The sequence below is a fragment of the Undibacterium sp. TC4M20W genome (assembly GCF_049340245.1).
Taxonomy (GTDB): domain Bacteria; phylum Pseudomonadota; class Gammaproteobacteria; order Burkholderiales; family Burkholderiaceae_D; genus Undibacterium.
In genome coordinates this window covers 26,995-41,400 of record NZ_JBMPPI010000026.1, presented here as the reverse complement: position 1 = coordinate 41,400, position 14,406 = coordinate 26,995, and the positions used below count along the sequence as shown (strand labels likewise).

The 14,406-nt window shown below is 49.9% G+C and carries 16 protein-coding genes and 1 riboswitch; of the genes, 5 read left to right on the top strand and 11 right to left on the bottom strand.

What is annotated here, in order from left to right; translation table 11 throughout:
- Nucleotides 1-24: 24 nt before the first annotated feature.
- On the top strand, nt 25-792 hold the full coding sequence (locus ACO0LL_RS23640) for a substrate-binding periplasmic protein (protein WP_422953266.1): 768 nt from the start codon (nt 25-27) through the stop codon (nt 790-792).
- A 34-nt stretch (nt 793-826) separates the two neighbouring features.
- On the opposite strand, the gene cobA is transcribed toward ACO0LL_RS23640, so the two are convergent.
- The 7 genes from cobA to ACO0LL_RS23605 are packed head-to-tail and all read right to left on the bottom strand — an operon-like array spanning nt 827 to nt 7,595.
- Nucleotides 827-1,549 (bottom strand): uroporphyrinogen-III C-methyltransferase, encoded by a 723-nt coding sequence (cobA, locus tag ACO0LL_RS23635; protein ID WP_422953265.1) that lies wholly within the window; start codon nt 1,547-1,549, stop codon nt 827-829.
- Between the two features lie 3 nt (nt 1,550-1,552).
- The gene (locus ACO0LL_RS23630) at nt 1,553-2,869 is read right to left on the bottom strand and encodes a sulfate adenylyltransferase subunit 1 (protein ID WP_422953264.1); all 1,317 of its coding nucleotides are present in this window, start codon (nt 2,867-2,869) and stop codon (nt 1,553-1,555) included.
- Nucleotides 2,869-3,804: a sulfate adenylyltransferase subunit CysD gene (gene cysD / locus ACO0LL_RS23625; RefSeq protein ID WP_422953263.1), complete on the bottom strand. Its 936-nt coding sequence runs from the start codon at nt 3,802-3,804 to the stop codon at nt 2,869-2,871. Before cysD ends, ACO0LL_RS23630 begins: the two co-directional genes overlap by 1 nt.
- Before the next feature lie 12 nt (nt 3,805-3,816).
- Nucleotides 3,817-4,530, bottom strand: a complete 714-nt coding sequence (locus ACO0LL_RS23620; RefSeq protein WP_422953262.1) for a phosphoadenylyl-sulfate reductase — start codon at nt 4,528-4,530, stop codon at nt 3,817-3,819.
- The gene (locus ACO0LL_RS23615) at nt 4,527-5,048 is read right to left on the bottom strand and encodes a DUF934 domain-containing protein (RefSeq protein WP_422953261.1); all 522 of its coding nucleotides are present in this window, start codon (nt 5,046-5,048) and stop codon (nt 4,527-4,529) included. The genes ACO0LL_RS23620 and ACO0LL_RS23615 overlap by 4 nt, the downstream gene beginning before the upstream one ends.
- A gap of 17 nt (nt 5,049-5,065) precedes the next feature.
- Entirely contained in the window at nt 5,066-6,772 is a 1,707-nt protein-coding gene (locus ACO0LL_RS23610; RefSeq protein ID WP_422953260.1) for a nitrite/sulfite reductase, read from the bottom strand.
- Between the two features lie 49 nt (nt 6,773-6,821).
- Nucleotides 6,822-7,595, bottom strand: coding sequence for a sulfite exporter TauE/SafE family protein (locus tag ACO0LL_RS23605; protein ID WP_422953259.1), 774 nt, complete (start codon nt 7,593-7,595; stop codon nt 6,822-6,824).
- A 437-nt stretch (nt 7,596-8,032) separates the two neighbouring features.
- A riboswitch (FMN riboswitch) is annotated at nt 8,033-8,224 on the top strand.
- A gap of 108 nt (nt 8,225-8,332) precedes the next feature.
- Here ACO0LL_RS23605 and ribB point away from each other — a divergent pair.
- From ribB to ACO0LL_RS23590, 3 genes are all read left to right on the top strand, one after another.
- Entirely contained in the window at nt 8,333-9,025 is a 693-nt protein-coding gene (gene ribB, locus ACO0LL_RS23600) for a 3,4-dihydroxy-2-butanone-4-phosphate synthase (protein ID WP_422953258.1), read from the top strand.
- A gap of 45 nt (nt 9,026-9,070) precedes the next feature.
- Nucleotides 9,071-9,271, top strand: a complete 201-nt coding sequence (locus tag ACO0LL_RS23595; protein WP_422953257.1) for a hypothetical protein — start codon at nt 9,071-9,073, stop codon at nt 9,269-9,271.
- A 344-nt stretch (nt 9,272-9,615) separates the two neighbouring features.
- The gene (locus ACO0LL_RS23590) at nt 9,616-10,539 is read left to right on the top strand and encodes a methyltransferase domain-containing protein (protein ID WP_422953256.1); all 924 of its coding nucleotides are present in this window, start codon (nt 9,616-9,618) and stop codon (nt 10,537-10,539) included.
- Between the two features lie 79 nt (nt 10,540-10,618).
- Here ACO0LL_RS23590 and ACO0LL_RS23585 read toward each other — a convergent pair whose 3' ends face one another.
- Both ACO0LL_RS23585 and yiaA read right to left on the bottom strand, forming a co-directional pair.
- Nucleotides 10,619-11,101: a hypothetical protein gene (locus ACO0LL_RS23585; RefSeq protein WP_422953255.1), complete on the bottom strand. Its 483-nt coding sequence runs from the start codon at nt 11,099-11,101 to the stop codon at nt 10,619-10,621.
- A gap of 34 nt (nt 11,102-11,135) precedes the next feature.
- On the bottom strand, nt 11,136-11,576 hold the full coding sequence (gene yiaA, locus ACO0LL_RS23580) for an inner membrane protein YiaA (protein ID WP_422953254.1): 441 nt from the start codon (nt 11,574-11,576) through the stop codon (nt 11,136-11,138).
- Between the two features lie 237 nt (nt 11,577-11,813).
- On the opposite strand from yiaA, the gene ACO0LL_RS23575 reads away from it, so the two are divergent.
- Nucleotides 11,814-12,770 (top strand): peptidylprolyl isomerase, encoded by a 957-nt coding sequence (locus ACO0LL_RS23575; RefSeq protein WP_422953253.1) that lies wholly within the window; start codon nt 11,814-11,816, stop codon nt 12,768-12,770.
- 64 nt (nt 12,771-12,834) lie between these two features.
- On the opposite strand, the gene ACO0LL_RS23570 is transcribed toward ACO0LL_RS23575, so the two are convergent.
- Together ACO0LL_RS23570 and ACO0LL_RS23565 are read right to left on the bottom strand one after the other, a co-directional pair.
- Nucleotides 12,835-13,233, bottom strand: a complete 399-nt coding sequence (locus ACO0LL_RS23570; protein WP_422953252.1) for a hypothetical protein — start codon at nt 13,231-13,233, stop codon at nt 12,835-12,837.
- Between the two features lie 116 nt (nt 13,234-13,349).
- Nucleotides 13,350-14,393, bottom strand: coding sequence for an aldo/keto reductase (locus tag ACO0LL_RS23565; protein WP_422953251.1), 1,044 nt, complete (start codon nt 14,391-14,393; stop codon nt 13,350-13,352).
- Between the last annotated feature and the right edge of the window lie 13 nt (nt 14,394-14,406).

The window sequence follows — 14,406 nt, the reverse complement described above, 5'->3', positions numbered from 1 at the left end:
CTGACCCCGAATGCAGGAAAAAGTATGATCCAATTGAAAACTGTATTTTCAATTGCCTTGCTGGCACTTGCTGTTGCGCTGCCTGTCACGCCAGCCCATGCTGGCCAGGTATTGGCTGTCGGTACCGAATTCGCCAATGTATTTGAACGTACTCCCACTGGCGAATTCACTGGGCTGGGTGCCGACATCATACGTGCGCTTGCCAGGCAAAATGGGGATGAAGTCAAATTCGAAATTTACCCTTGGGCAAGGGCGCAATGGATGGTCGAACATGAGCAGGCGCAGATACTCATAGGTCCGTATAAAACAGTAGAAAGAGAAAGTAAATACGGCTTTGCCAAACGTGCGTTCTATCGCGACATCATGGCCTTGTATATACGCAAAGGTTCAGACCTGAACTGGGATGGCAATTATGCCAGCATGCCTGGTCTTAAACTCGGTGTAATCAACGGCTGGGTATATGGCCCTCAGTTTGAGAACCTTCGCACCACCATCAAACCTGTGGTCGCCAACACCCTGACCAATGGCCTCAATATGTTGCTGGCAAAGCGCGTCGATTACCTGGCCAGTAATATGCGCAATACCGAAGCGACCATGAAAACCATCGGCATCAGCAATGAATTGCAAATGATAGAGCCCTTCATGGATATGCAGGATGGTTATCTGGCTTACTGTAAAAATGCCAATTGCGAGCAATTACGCTTGCGTTACGATGAGCCGTATGAGCAACTGCGGGATGGCGGGATATTGCAATTAATGGCACGCAGACTTGGGGTGCGTTTGCCCCCTTAGCCTCTTCCGTGGGGTCTGTGGGTTGTCGTTGTTCTCAAGTTGATTTGCCAGTACGAGCCCGCATTGCTTCACCCATCATCACTAATACCGGTCCTGTGCTAATCGGCAGACCTTTGGATAATTCGTCCAGACTCAGGGCCTGGCTGCATTCATTGGGACGACTGCAGTTTTCTATGATGACCACAGGCAAATTGCCAGGGAAATTGGCTGCCAGCATGCGTTGCGCAGTCAGTGTGGCTTCTTTGCCACCCATATACTGTACCAGGGTGTCACATTCGGGTATGCGGGTATCTGCGCTTTCGCCAGGCGCGGTGCTGGAAGTGAACAAGGCAACGCTGCGTGCTACCCCGCGCTTGGTCAGCGGTTGCCTGACACTGGCTGCCGCTGCAAGTGCAGTGGTGATGCCGGGTACGATTTCGTAGTCTATGCCTGCAGCTTCCAGCGCAGTCAATTCTTCATCAGCACGGCCAAACAGCATGGGATCACCGCCCTTGAGGCGAACGACGAGGGCATATTGCACCGCGCATTCCAGCATTTGCTGATTGATGTGCTCCTGCGCAGCAGAGCGTTGTCCGCTGCGCTTGCCTACCGAGATTTTGACTGCCTGTGGGCACAGATCCAGCATCTCTGCCGTGACCAGTGCGTCATACAGCACCACGTCTGCCTGTGCCAGCAGACGGGCGCCGCGTACCGTAATCAGGTCCGCAGCACCTGGACCTGCTCCTATCAGATAAACCTTGCCCTGAGTCTGTTGCATGAATCAAGCCAGATGTATCATGCCGGCCGCCACTGTCTGATGCGTGACTTCATCAATGAGGATGAATGCACCCGTAGAGCGCAAGTCATTGTAATCATCAACTGCCAGTGCCTGCGCCACATTCAGCGTGACGGTTGCAATATCATTGAGCTTCAGGCTGTCTGCAGGGCGGCGTTCTTGCGTATTGATATCAAGCAGGGTATCAATGCCGGTGACTCGGGCAGCGACTTGCCTGGTGGTGTGCTTAAGCCAGTATTTGCGGCGTATATCCAGCGCATCTTCTGACAGCCAGCACAAATCAGCCTTGACGGTTTTCAGCAGCGTGGCCGGGCGGTCCGCGCCAACCAGCATGTCGCCGCGTGAAATATCCACATATTCATCCAGCAAGATAGTCACTGACTGGCCGACGACGGCAGTGTCCAGTGAAGTATCCAGCGTCAGAATGTCTTTGACAGTAGCTGTCTGGCCACCAGGTTGCACCAGGAGTTTATCGCCCTTGCTGACCTTGCCAGCTTCAATACGGCCCATATAACCACGGAAGTCATTCGCTTCATGACCATTGTGGCGCGCCACCAGTTGTACTGGGAAACGGAAAGGCTCGTCATGGCAGGCATCATAGACGCTCAATGATTCCAGCAACTCTATCAGCGTTGGGCCCTTATACCACGCCAGTTTTTCGCTGGCTGTGACCACGTTGTCACCCGCCAGGGCAGACAGCGGGATAGGTCGTATGTCTTTCAAACCCAATTGATCAGCAAACTCCTGGTAGGCACCAATGATGCGCTCATATACCTTCTGGTCATAGTCCACCAGATCCATCTTGTTGACGGCAACAATCACGTGCTCAATTTGCAGCAGATGGGCAATGGTGGAATGGCGTTTGGTTTGCGTCAGCAAATCGACGCTGCCATCATCATTCAGTTTGACCTTGGAGACGTCGATCAAAATGATCACTGCATCTGCAGTGGAGGCACCAGTCACCATATTGCGCGTGTATTGTTCATGGCCTGGTGTATCGGCTATGATGAACTTGCGTTTTGGCGTCGCGAAATAGCGATAGGCCACATCGATGGTGATGCCTTGCTCGCGTTCTGCTTCCAGGCCATCCGTCAGCAGGGACAAGTCTATGGTATCGCCAACGGTGCGCTTGTGTTTGGCGCGAGAGATGGCGTCAAGCTGGTCAGCAAAAATACCCTTGCTGTCAAACAGCAGGCGACCGATCAAAGTGCTCTTGCCATCATCCACTGAACCCGCCGTGATGAAGCGCAACAGGCCACGTTCTCTACCAACGGCGGCAGTCAATTGTTCTACGGCGTTCATTAGAAATATCCTTCTTTTTTACGTTTTTCCATCGATGCTTCTGATGTCTGGTCATCCATGCGTGTGGCACCACGTTCTGTGATCTGGGTAATCGCTGTCTCAGCGATAATGGCTTCAACCGTTGCAGCGTCAGAAGACACCGGGCAGGTGCAGGAGATATCGCCAACAGTGCGGAAGCGCACGATTTGCGTTTCTACCGTTTCACCATCACGTGGCGGAGTCAAATCCGTCAGCGGCACCAGCAAGCCATTGCGCGGTATGACCTGGCGTTCATGGGCAAAATAAATCTGTGGCAATTCGAGTTTTTCACGGGCGATGTATTGCCATACGTCGAGCTCGGTCCAGTTGGAAATAGGGAAGACGCGCATGTTTTCACCGGCGTGTACGCGGGTGTTATACAAATCCCATAGTTCTGGGCGTTGTGCTTTCGGGTTCCATTGACCAAATTCATCGCGGAAAGAGAATATCCTTTCCTTGGCACGCGCTTTTTCTTCATCGCGACGGGCACCGCCTATGCAGGCATCAAACTTATGTTCGGCAATGGTTTCCAGCAAGGTCACGGCTTGTGCTGCATTGCGTGAATCAGTTGCCGGGTTGCGTAAGCGTACTGTGCCACGGCGTATCGATTCTTCTACCGAACCAATGATCAGGCGTTCACCCAGTTGCGCCACGCGCTTGTCGCGAAATGCGATGACTTCAGGGAAGTTATGACCAGTGTCGATATGCACCAGCGGGAAAGGGAATTTACCCGGGCGGAAAGCCTTTTCTGCCAGACGCAGCAAGACGATGGAGTCTTTGCCGCCAGAAAACAGCAGGGCAGGGTTGCTGCATTCAGCCGCGACTTCGCGCATGATATGGATGGCTTCGGATTCCAGCCAATCCAGGTGGCGATTGCTCGCAGCATCAATAAAATGGTTTTCCACGACAGTATTCATGATTTTTCTTCTTCAGACAGCTTGTTTAATTCGGATCAGCTTGCCATCCACTACATGCAGGCCACATTCCTTGGAATCGGGGTTTTCCCACCACCATCGTCCAGCCCTGACATCTTCACCTGGCTGTATGGCGCGGGTGCAGGGTTCACAGCCTATTGATGGATAACCTTTGTCGTGCAAAGGATTGTAAGGCACATTGTTGCTTCTGAGATAGTGCCAGACATCATCTTCTGACCAATCTGCCAAAGGATTAAACTTTTGCAGGCCATGTGTTGCATCATCTTCCTGTATCGCCAGTTCAGTACGTGTTGCAGACTGCGCACGGCGCTGGCCTGTGACCCAGGCCTTATTGCCTGCCAGGGCACGTTTCAGCGGTTCTACCTTGCGTATGCGGCAGCATTCCTTCCGCATTTCCACACTGTCGTAAAACGCGTTTTTGCCGTGCTGGCTGACATAATTTTCTACTGCGGCTGCATCAGGTTTGAACAACTTGATTTCTGTGCCATAGGTTTCCTTGACTTTATCCAGCATGCCCAGGGTTTCTGCATGCAGGCGTCCGGTTTCCAGTGAGAAAATCGTGATATTCAGTTTCTTGCGTAAAATCAAGTCAGTCAACACCATATCTTCTGCCGCCAGACTGGATGCAAACACGGCTGGCTCAAAGTCGCTGGCGATTCTTTCCAATATAGCCTGTGTTGCGGCAAGGCGCTCCAAAAAATCACTCATGCCTGCGCTCCGGTGCGCTCCGCACGGCGGAACAAGGGGTTTTTTTCATCCCAGGAAGTCTGGTATTTTTCAGAAAAATCGGTGAGACCCTTGATCGCGTCATGGATGTTTTTGTCTTCACGTGTGGCAAAGGCATTGAAGCCCACGCGCTGCATGTAAAACAACTGGTCGCGCAAGACATCACCAATAGCGCGCAGTTCGCCAGTGAAGTTAAGGCGTGAGCGCAGGTTATAGGCGATGGAATAACCACGGCCATCGGCAAATTTAGGGAAATCCACTGCCAGCAGCTTAAAGCGGCCGATATCTTCTTTCAATTCTTTAGCCTGTTCATCGCTGCTGAACCAAACGGCTATGTCAGTACGGTTCAGCAGGCTTTCGCGTTGCAGCAGCCATACTTTCAGCGGGATGATGACTTTGCCTGCGGGCACGCTGATGGCATCCGGTGTTTCATTTTCGGTGAGACGCAGTACGGTCCAGTCGTCGCTGACGATGGCTTTGTCTTTAATAATTTCTCGCATGATGCACTTTCTTAATTTCAGTAGCTGACTGCAGTACCGGCGTCTTCACCATGATGTTCATTGGTACGTATCGGCGTTGCATACACAAATTCTTTGAATGGCGCGATACCCAGGCGTTGTGCCGTATCGATGAAGCGCTCATTTTCCAGGCGGTCACGCACATACACCTGGATGATGCGGTCTATCACTTCCGGCATTTGTCCTGCAGCGAAAGACGGGCCTATGATCTTGCCTATTGCCGAATTATTGCCTTGTGCGCCACCGATGGACACCTGGTAAAACTCGCTGCCATCTTTGTCCACACCCAGGATGCCGATATTGCCGACATGGTGATGGCCACAGGCATTGATACAGCCAGACATATTGAGTTCTATGTCGCCGATATCATGCAGGTAATCAAGGTCGTTGAAGCGGTCAGTGATATCCAGCGCGATAGGAATGGACTTGGCATTTGCAAGCGCGCAGAAGTCACCGCCAGGGCAGCAAATCATATCGGTCAGCAAGCCGATATTTGGTGTCGCCAGTCCATGGGCCTTGGCTTCTTGCCAGACGGTGAACAAGTCAGCAACTTTAACGTCTGCCAGCACCAGGTTTTGCTCATGCGTGACACGCAATTCACCAAAGCTGTATTGGTCAGCCAGATCAGCAATAAAGTCCAGTTGTTCAGAACTGGCGTCGCCCGGTGGCACACCTGGTTTTTTCAGCGACAGCACCACAGCAGAATAACCAGCCACTTTATGTGGCTTGACATTACGCTTGACCCAGTTGGCGAAGGATTTATTGTCTTGCAAATGCTGTTCATAAGCGGCATCTTGCGCAGGCAGGTTTTCATAGTCTGGCGTTGTGAAATAGCTCGCTACACGTTTCAATTCAGCTTCTGTCAAAGTAGCCGGGCCATCTTTGATGTCTTGCCATTCTTCTTCTACCTGGCGACCAAATTCTTCAGCACCTATGGCTTTCACCAAAATCTTGATACGGGCTTTGTAGATATTGTCGCGACGACCGTACTGGTTATAGATACGCAGTATCGCTTCCAGGTAGGTCATGACATGCTTCCATGGCAGGAAATCACGTATCACGCTGCCCAGAATAGGGGTACGCCCCATACCACCGCCTACCATGACTTTAAAGCCGACTTCGCCAGCTTCATTGTGTACTACAGTCAGGCCTATATCATGTACTGCAATCGCGGCACGGTCTTCTTTTGCACCATTGATGGCGATCTTGAATTTGCGTGGCAGGTAGGCAAACTCAGGGTGAAAGGTCGTCCATTGACGCAGGATTTCTGCATAGGCGCGTGGGTCTATCACTTCATCCGCAGCAACACCGGCAAATTCATCGGAGGTGATATTGCGCATGCAGTTGCCAGAAGTCTGGATGGCATGCATTTCTACTGATGCCAGTTCTTCCAGTATGTCTGGTGTATCTTCCAGGTTAATCCAGTTGTACTGGATATTCTGACGGGTCGTAAAGTGACCATAACCACGATCATATTTGCGGGCAATATGGGCAAATTTGCGTACCTGAATCGACGACAGCATACCGTAAGGCACTGCTACCCGCAGCATATAGGCGTGACGCTGCATATACAGGCCGTTTTGCAGACGCAAAATACGGAATTCATCTTCGCTCAATTCATTCGAAAGCCGACGGCTAACCTGGTCACGGAATTGTGCAATACGTTCCTTGATGATTTGGTGATCGTGCTGGTCGTAACGATACATCTTTAATTACCCATAAAATGCGTCTGTAAGTACGCGATTGCAAACAGAGTCAGAGGACAAGCTTGGCAGCAACCAAAGTCAGGGTGGTTGCCAACAGGCCACGTAAAAATTTTTCCGGTACTGCGCGTGCTGCCATTGAGCCCAAAGTAATACCAGGCAATGAGCCGATCAAGAGGCTGCCCAGCAAGACCCAGTCTATCGAACCCAGCCACCAGTGACCAAAAGCGGCAATGGCCGTTAGAGGTACAGCATAGGCGATATCCGTGCCGGCGATATGCGCGGCAGACATGCGTGGATACAGCATGACCAGCAAAGTCGCACCGATCGCGCCAGCACCGATAGAAGAAATGGTCACCAGCGTACCTAACACTGCACCTGCGATGATCGTGGCTGCAGCCAGTTTTTTGCCTTGCAGTTGTTTTTCAGGGTGCTTGTTGAGCCAATTCAACATCTTGCCTTTAAACAGCAAGGCAACCACGGTCAGCAGCACAGAAACAGCGATGGAGTAGCGTATGAGCTGGCCTATTTCCTTGTCCAGTGCACCAAAGTGCTTGAGGAACAGCGTCGCAACGACGGCGGCAGGCAAAGCGCCGTAGCACAGCAGGCGTACTACATGCCATTCAACCGTGCCGCGCAATCTATGGGTAAAAGTACCTGCGGCCTTGGTAATCGATGCAAAGGCGAGGTCGGTGCCTACTGCCACTGATGGTGAAACACCAAACAGCAAGGTAAGCAGGGGAGTCATCAGCGAGCCGCCACCTACACCGGTCAGGCCGACCAGAGTGCCCACTGCAAATCCTGAAAATATATAGGTTAACGTCATGTCGCCTCGCGCAAAGTAGGTGCATCGTAATGAATACAGGCTTTATTCCAAACTACTTAGTATTCATTTGCTTATATACGTATTTGATATATGCAAAATCGCTGGACTGATATTGCCTTTAGTTTAATTCGTAAAAAATAAATAAATTATTCAAGAGACAATTTATACAGAAAAGCTTGTGCTTTTGATGTGTTTTTATTTACTGACGTGGCGTGGTTTGAAAAATTCATGTGGTTTTTGAGTAGAAACGCCAGAAGCTACTTAAAAACAAGCATAGATGTTGCTCTGTGGAAATGCGAGGCTATTCGAACAATATTTTTAATAATCCTCATGTTGATATCTGTTTTTCGTATTCAGTGAAAATTGTCGATTAAAGCATGTTCAAGCAGCCATTTTATTTTTGCGTATAATTCAATGGCCGAATATCTCGGCAGGTTGTACGTCTTCAGGGCGGGGTGTAATTCCCCACCGGCGGTAAATTCACAGTATTGCCCTGGCAATGCGAGTGAACAAGCCCGCGAGCGCTTGCAGTAAAAACTGTTGCAATGAGTTTGTATCAGTTTGCAAGGTCAGCAGATCTGGTGAGATTCCAGGGCCGACGGTCATAGTCCGGATGAGAGAAGATGCGCCTTATACAAAACTCCTATGGTCAAAGCCGTGGGCGTTGGTGTTTGGCTATTCGTTTTTTACTCCCTGAAACGTCTTTTGCACATTCACTTTTGCCGGAGCGTTTCATTATGTTCAATACTATTAGTAATACTAGTACTACTGTCCCATCCTCTGTTTCCTCCCCGCCGGAAATTTTATCCCTTAGTCCTTTTGAGCAGCGCCTGTCCAGAGCGTTGGCAGACTTGCGCAATGGCCGTCCTGTGTTGCTCATGGACGACTTTGACCGCGAAAACGAGGCTGATCTCATTGTTGCCGCAGAAAAAATCACCGTTGAATCCATGGCCAGGCTGATACGCGATTGCAGCGGTATTGTCTGCCTGTGCCTGACTGACGACAAGTTGCAGCAACTCGATCTGCCCCCCATGGTCAGTCACAATGAAAGCCGTTATGGCACAGCTTTCACGGTGTCGATAGAGGCCAAACAAGGCGTGACTACCGGTGTTTCTGCGGCTGACCGCGTCACGACTATCCTGACTGCCATCGCAGCAGATGCTAAACCTGAGGATTTGGCCCGGCCTGGCCATGTCTTCCCTTTACGGGCTGCGCCCGGTGGTGTACTCAGCCGTCGTGGGCATACCGAAGGTTCTGTTGATCTGGCTATCATGGCAGGGTTGTCTCCGGCAGCTGTATTATGTGAATTGATGAACCCGGATGGCAGCATGGCCAAAGGCGCGCAAATCATAGAATATGCAGTGACCCACGATATCGTGATACTCACGATTGATGAGCTTGCCAGCTATCGCGCATCAACTGCTGTGTAGTATCCTGAGCGGGTAATTACATGTATTGATACCAGGAGTGAGGCCATGAACATATTCAGAAAAGTTGTGGTGCTGACCATGTTATTGGCCGTCACCGCGGTGCAGGCCGAGCCTGCCGCCTGGTATAAATGGTACAGTAAGCTCAATGCTCACGTAGTCTGCTCCCAAACTTCGCCAGGCGAGGGCTGGGAGCAACAACCGAGGGCTTACCTTGATGCACGCTGCGAGCGTCCTAAAAAAAGCTGAAGTATCCCGCGCCGATGTCGGATCTGCAGGATCTGCAGGACCTCCCGGATCGTCCCCAAGATTTTTGACACTCGTTTTTTCAAAACAGGTATTGCAAATACACGATTCTTCGCATAAGTTGACATTACATCTATCTTGCATTCCCTGTCTTTGCCATAAGCAAGAATTGATGCAGATTCGCTGTTCAACTCCCCGTTTCATTTCCTTACAACACTAGGATAATCAGCTTCCAGAGCCATCAATAAAACAAATGCAGTATTTGTTTATGGTCGGCGATAGAGATGACTGTCCTTTTACTTTCAGATGGCAGCCACATGATGAAACCAGGAAATGAAGGAGTGAGCATGTTGATTGAACGTGAGGCAGAGAGCTGCTACCTCGGACAGTTTATCCCCCTGCAATACCATCACAATATGTTGATGGATTTAAACCGCATGGATAACTTCAAGGCGGCGATACGACGTCAGGTATTTGAAGGCGCAAAAGTGCTGGAGCTTGGCGGTGGCACAGGCGTGTTGTCCTGGTTTGCGGCGCAAGCTGCCTCCAAGGTGTATTGCGTAGAATTCAATCCTGACATGGTGGATGAGGCACGTCGCTTATTGGCCATGAACCGTGATGGTGAAAAAGTTGAAGTCATTCACGCCGATGCTTTTGAATACCTGCCACCCGAGCCCGTTGATATCGTCATTTGCGAAATGATCCATGTCGCCATGCTGCGTGAAAAGCAGGTTGAAGTAATAGAAAATTTCAAGAAACGTTATGCTGCCAAATTTGGCGGGCCATTGCCAATATTCATACCAGAAGCCGTCGTCATGGCAGTCCAGCCTTTGCAGCAGGCTTATGATTTTTCTGGCTATCAGGCGCCGATTATCCAGTTTCAGCAGGCGGGCGTTTTTTCTGCCGACACGATAGAGCTGGCGCAGCCAGCCTTGTACAGCATTATTGACTTCAGTCAACCCAATGACTTGCAAATCAAATGGGAAGGCAGTTTTACGATAGAAAAATCGGGAACGGTCAGCGCCTTGCGTTTTGTGACCAAGAATATCCTGGCGGTATTGATGGAAACTTCATCGACCATAGACTGGTTGAATCACTATATGGCCTTGCCACTGGCCCAGCCAGTTGCGGTAAAAGAAGGTGATCTGTTGCAAGTCAGCTTCCAGTATCGTGCTGGTGGTTCCATCGCTTCCCTGCAAAACTCCATGCAGGTGGAAGTGAAATCCACTGCAAGTGTCCGTGCTGGGCATTTGTCGCTGGCTTACGGCTGATTCCAGTAAAATGTAAAGAGCCTGCATTTTTTCAAATGCAGGCTCTTTTTTTGTGACGACTGTTTTTGCGGCGACTGTTTTAGTCTGGTCGATTATCTTCCTCTCCTGCCGGATTAGCCAGTGCCTGCTGTATCAAATCCTCTTCAGAGATTGGCGGCAACTCATTCAGTTCTTCTGGCCTGGCTTGATGTGCCAGGTTCAGGGCATGCTCACCCAGAAATGCCAGGCCATCCCGCTCATCTTCTGGCTTCTCCTGCGGACTGGCATGCGCATTCAAGTTTTCATTGTCAGCATCGTCACCAGACTCTCCATCCAGATCATATTCAAGCCCATCTCCAGCAGTTGCCAGGGCTTGCGTCAATAAATCATCGTCTGCTACAGGCGGGAGTTCAGCAAGTTCTTGCAGGTGTAATTTTTCCTCGAAAGTCAATTCTGGACTGGCTTGAAAGGAGGGTAAGCCATAGTCTGGCTCAGGATATTGTGGCGCACCTGTTGTACTTTGTTTGCCCAGGCTTTCCAGATAAGCGGCAAAGTCACCGTTTTTGGGAACATCATTATTCACGATGAGCTTTTCGTTCTATGGTTTTAGCCAGAAATCAGTTTTCGTGGCCATCGTGCATGGGCAAGGTATCTGAATCAGGTTTGAACAGCTTGATGTCGCGCACATTTTTTTGTACTGCAACAGCAGCAAACAGACTCAGCAAAAATGCCATGGCAAAGAAACCTTTTTCACTCCAGCCCAGTGCTGCGTTGAACAGACCTACAGCCAGTAACAGTATGGATAAACCCAGCGACAGCCAGCAAAGGCCAAAGTAGATGCCGGTAACAGGAATACCTTCGAGTTTGTCGCGCACTGATTTTTGCAGGGAAACGGCAGCAAACAAGCCATACATCAAGACGGTAAAGTAATAACCTTTTTCATTCAATTGCATCTCTGCATTCCAGACGCCAGCAAAATAAGTGGCTGCACCTATAAACAATGCGGCCCATGATGCGCCCACAAATGCACCGGTAGGTGCGTGAAGTTGAGGTTTCAAACAAGGACTCCTTGAAATAAAAGATTGAATCAGGTTTTACCGGATTCGCCGGAATTTTGCAATATTACAATGAGAAGAGCCAGGAAATAGCATATTTGGCCCAAATAATAAGCCAAGTAGCCAGCTAGATATATTTGGGGTATATGGACAAAATTAATTCATTCGCGTAAGGTCACCCCTTCTTGCCTGAGCGGCAATGGTCTTCTGTTTCTTTGTGCACTTTACCGGAGTCGAATAATGTCTTTACGTTTTGTTGCTGTGCCCGCTGGAAAATCCTTGATAACTTGCCTGGTCGCAGGCCTGTGTTTGTCTGCTACCGTACAAGCTGCACCAGCTAAAGCCAAGAACCCGCCTGTCAAGGCAGTGCAGGCATCCAAACTGAATCTTGGCGATATCCTTAAAGATTCCAAGGCCACTGACTGGAGGCCGCTTGATCCTGAAAATACGCTGTACCTGAATCTGGACAAAGGCCGTGTCGTCATTGAGCTGGCACCCAATTTTGCCCCCAATCATGCACAAAATATCAAGGCACTGGTACACGAGGGTTATTTTGATGGTTTGGCTATCGTACGTTCACAAGAGAACTATGTCGCGCAATGGGCAGACCCGGATGAGAAGCGTGAAGTTAAAACTGCCAAACGCAAGCTTGAAGGTGAGTTCACCGTCAAATACCCAGCCAATTTACCGTTTACGCAATTACCTGATGTTGATGGCTATGCGCCGCAAGCGGGTCATGCAAACAGTTTTCCGGCGGGGCGTGATCCCAGGACCGGCACAGCCTGGCTGGCACATTGTTATGCCAGTGTAGGCGTTGCCCGTGGCACTGATGCGAACAGCGGCAACGGCACATCTTTGTACGTGGTGACCGGGCATGCGCCAAGACAGCTGGATAGAAATATCACGGTAGTTGGTCGTGTTGTGCAAGGCATGGAATTACTGACGACCTTGCCACGTGGTACAGGGCCCTTGGGATTTTATGAAAAAGCCGAAGAGCGCACGCCCATTAAGAGTATGAAAATAGCTGCCGATGTGCCCGAGTCTGAACGCAGCAAACTGGAAATCATCCGCACTGATACTGCAACTTTCAAATCAATTATCGATGCGCAAAGAAATCGTGGCGGTGACTGGTATAAGGTGCCGGCAGGGTATATCGACCTGTGTAATGTGCCGCTGTCAGTCAGGCCGCAAAAGTAATCAAACGCCTGAAGTATGTGACGCCCTGTTCAGGCGTCACATGTGCTTGCTCTAACAGAAATGATTAATAGCTCGAGCTGTCCATGCCCGATACTGGGCAAGAATTACCTATGTCAACACTGCAAGCAATAATGGCCGCTGAAGTGGCACTGTTTATATCTTGCGCTAGTGTTACGGGGTTATTGCTACTGGTAATGAATTCCTGACCGGGTGAATTCACTGAAAGCCATGGCCAGGCTGGGTCAATAATTCCCTTATTAATGCTGCGTTGATTAAAGCCGCTTCTGATGATGATAGTCAGATACAAAGAAAAGATAAATACAAAAATACCCAGTGCTATATAAGGAAATGTGTGTGAGGGTGAGATATTAGGTAAGAGCTTGTGCAGAAAAATGACCAGCAGAGCAGCTATGGCAAAAAAGCAGACGAAGGACTTGAAAATATTAATACGCAATTGGGACATCTTGGTTCTCCGGTAAAAGGATCAATAGGCATTTGTTGCAATTGCGCTTGTATTTTATGCCAGTTGAAAACTTCCTGCCGGAGGCATCATTTTATTGATGTACCATCGCAATAACATTACTGCCCGGGGTTGTTCAGCTCTTCATGAATGCGATTGATGCCCTGCAGGAGGGCATCACTGAGTTGCACTTCCAGCGCATCAATATTCTCTTTTAACTGTGTCAGGTTTGTTGCGCCTATGATGGTGCTGGCGACAAAGCTGCGCGAATAACACCAGGCAAGAGCCAGTTGTGCTGGCGTCAAGCCGTGTTCACGTGCCAGAGCGGCATAACGTTTGCTGGCTTCAAATACGCTGGCACGCATGTAGCGCGGGCTCCACGTTGGCGGAAATATTGTCAGGCGGCCATGGGCTTTGGCATCGTCAGTATATTTGGCTGTCAATTGCCCGAATGCCAGAGGGCTATACGCCAGCAAGCCGACATTTTCACGGAAGCAGGTTTCATCCAGGCCCTGTTCAAATGCACGGTTCACCAGGTTGTAGGCATTTTGTATGCTGGCGATATTCGCCGTGCCTTGCAATTCTGCCTGCTTGATAAATTCACTGACACCCCAGGATGTTTCATTCGATACGCCAAAAGCGCGTATCTTGCCTTCCTTGACGAGGGCATTCAATACTGCCACTGTTTCAGCTATATCTGTACAGGGTCTTTCCATTGCTGGATCAAATTGTTTTTGCCCAAAGATGGGGGCATTGCGGCTGGGCCAGTGCAATTGGTACAGATCGATGTAGTCTGTTTGCAGGCGTTGCAAACTGGTCTCAATGGCGGCACGAATATTCTTTTCATTCAAATCATTTTCACCATTGCGTATCCAGCCCATGCCGCGTGAGGGGCCAGCTACTTTGGTCGCCAGCACGATCTCATTACGCTTGCCAGATTTTTTGATCCAGCTACCGATGTATTGCTCAGTCTTGCCCTGTGTCGCCGCACGTGGCATGACCGGGTACATCTCTGCCGTATCAATAAAGTTGATGCCACGCTCCAGCGCATAATCTAACTGTTCGTGCGCTTCTGCTTCAGTGTTTTGCTCGCCAAAAGTCATGGTGCCCAGGCAGATGGTGGTTACATTCAGCTGGCTATTGCCAAGTAAAATTTTCTTCATGATGATAGGAGTA

Coding starts and splice junctions, on each gene's coding strand:
- ACO0LL_RS23565 (WP_422953251.1), bottom strand. CDS start 14,393: ATGAAGAAAATTTTACTTGGCAATAGCCAGCTGAATGTAACCACCATC.
- cysD (WP_422953263.1), bottom strand. CDS start 3,804: ATGAATACTGTCGTGGAAAACCATTTTATTGATGCTGCGAGCAATCGC.
- ACO0LL_RS23590 (WP_422953256.1), top strand. CDS start 9,616: ATGTTGATTGAACGTGAGGCAGAGAGCTGCTACCTCGGACAGTTTATC.
- ACO0LL_RS23640 (WP_422953266.1), top strand. CDS start 25: ATGATCCAATTGAAAACTGTATTTTCAATTGCCTTGCTGGCACTTGCT.
- ACO0LL_RS23575 (WP_422953253.1), top strand. CDS start 11,814: ATGTCTTTACGTTTTGTTGCTGTGCCCGCTGGAAAATCCTTGATAACT.
- ACO0LL_RS23630 (WP_422953264.1), bottom strand. CDS start 2,869: ATGAACGCCGTAGAACAATTGACTGCCGCCGTTGGTAGAGAACGTGGC.
- cobA (WP_422953265.1), bottom strand. CDS start 1,549: ATGCAACAGACTCAGGGCAAGGTTTATCTGATAGGAGCAGGTCCAGGT.
- ribB (WP_422953258.1), top strand. CDS start 8,333: ATGTTCAATACTATTAGTAATACTAGTACTACTGTCCCATCCTCTGTT.
- ACO0LL_RS23605 (WP_422953259.1), bottom strand. CDS start 7,595: ATGACGTTAACCTATATATTTTCAGGATTTGCAGTGGGCACTCTGGTC.
- ACO0LL_RS23610 (WP_422953260.1), bottom strand. CDS start 6,772: ATGTATCGTTACGACCAGCACGATCACCAAATCATCAAGGAACGTATT.
- ACO0LL_RS23615 (WP_422953261.1), bottom strand. CDS start 5,048: ATGCGAGAAATTATTAAAGACAAAGCCATCGTCAGCGACGACTGGACC.
- ACO0LL_RS23620 (WP_422953262.1), bottom strand. CDS start 4,530: ATGAGTGATTTTTTGGAGCGCCTTGCCGCAACACAGGCTATATTGGAA.
- ACO0LL_RS23570 (WP_422953252.1), bottom strand. CDS start 13,233: ATGTCCCAATTGCGTATTAATATTTTCAAGTCCTTCGTCTGCTTTTTT.
- ACO0LL_RS23595 (WP_422953257.1), top strand. CDS start 9,071: ATGAACATATTCAGAAAAGTTGTGGTGCTGACCATGTTATTGGCCGTC.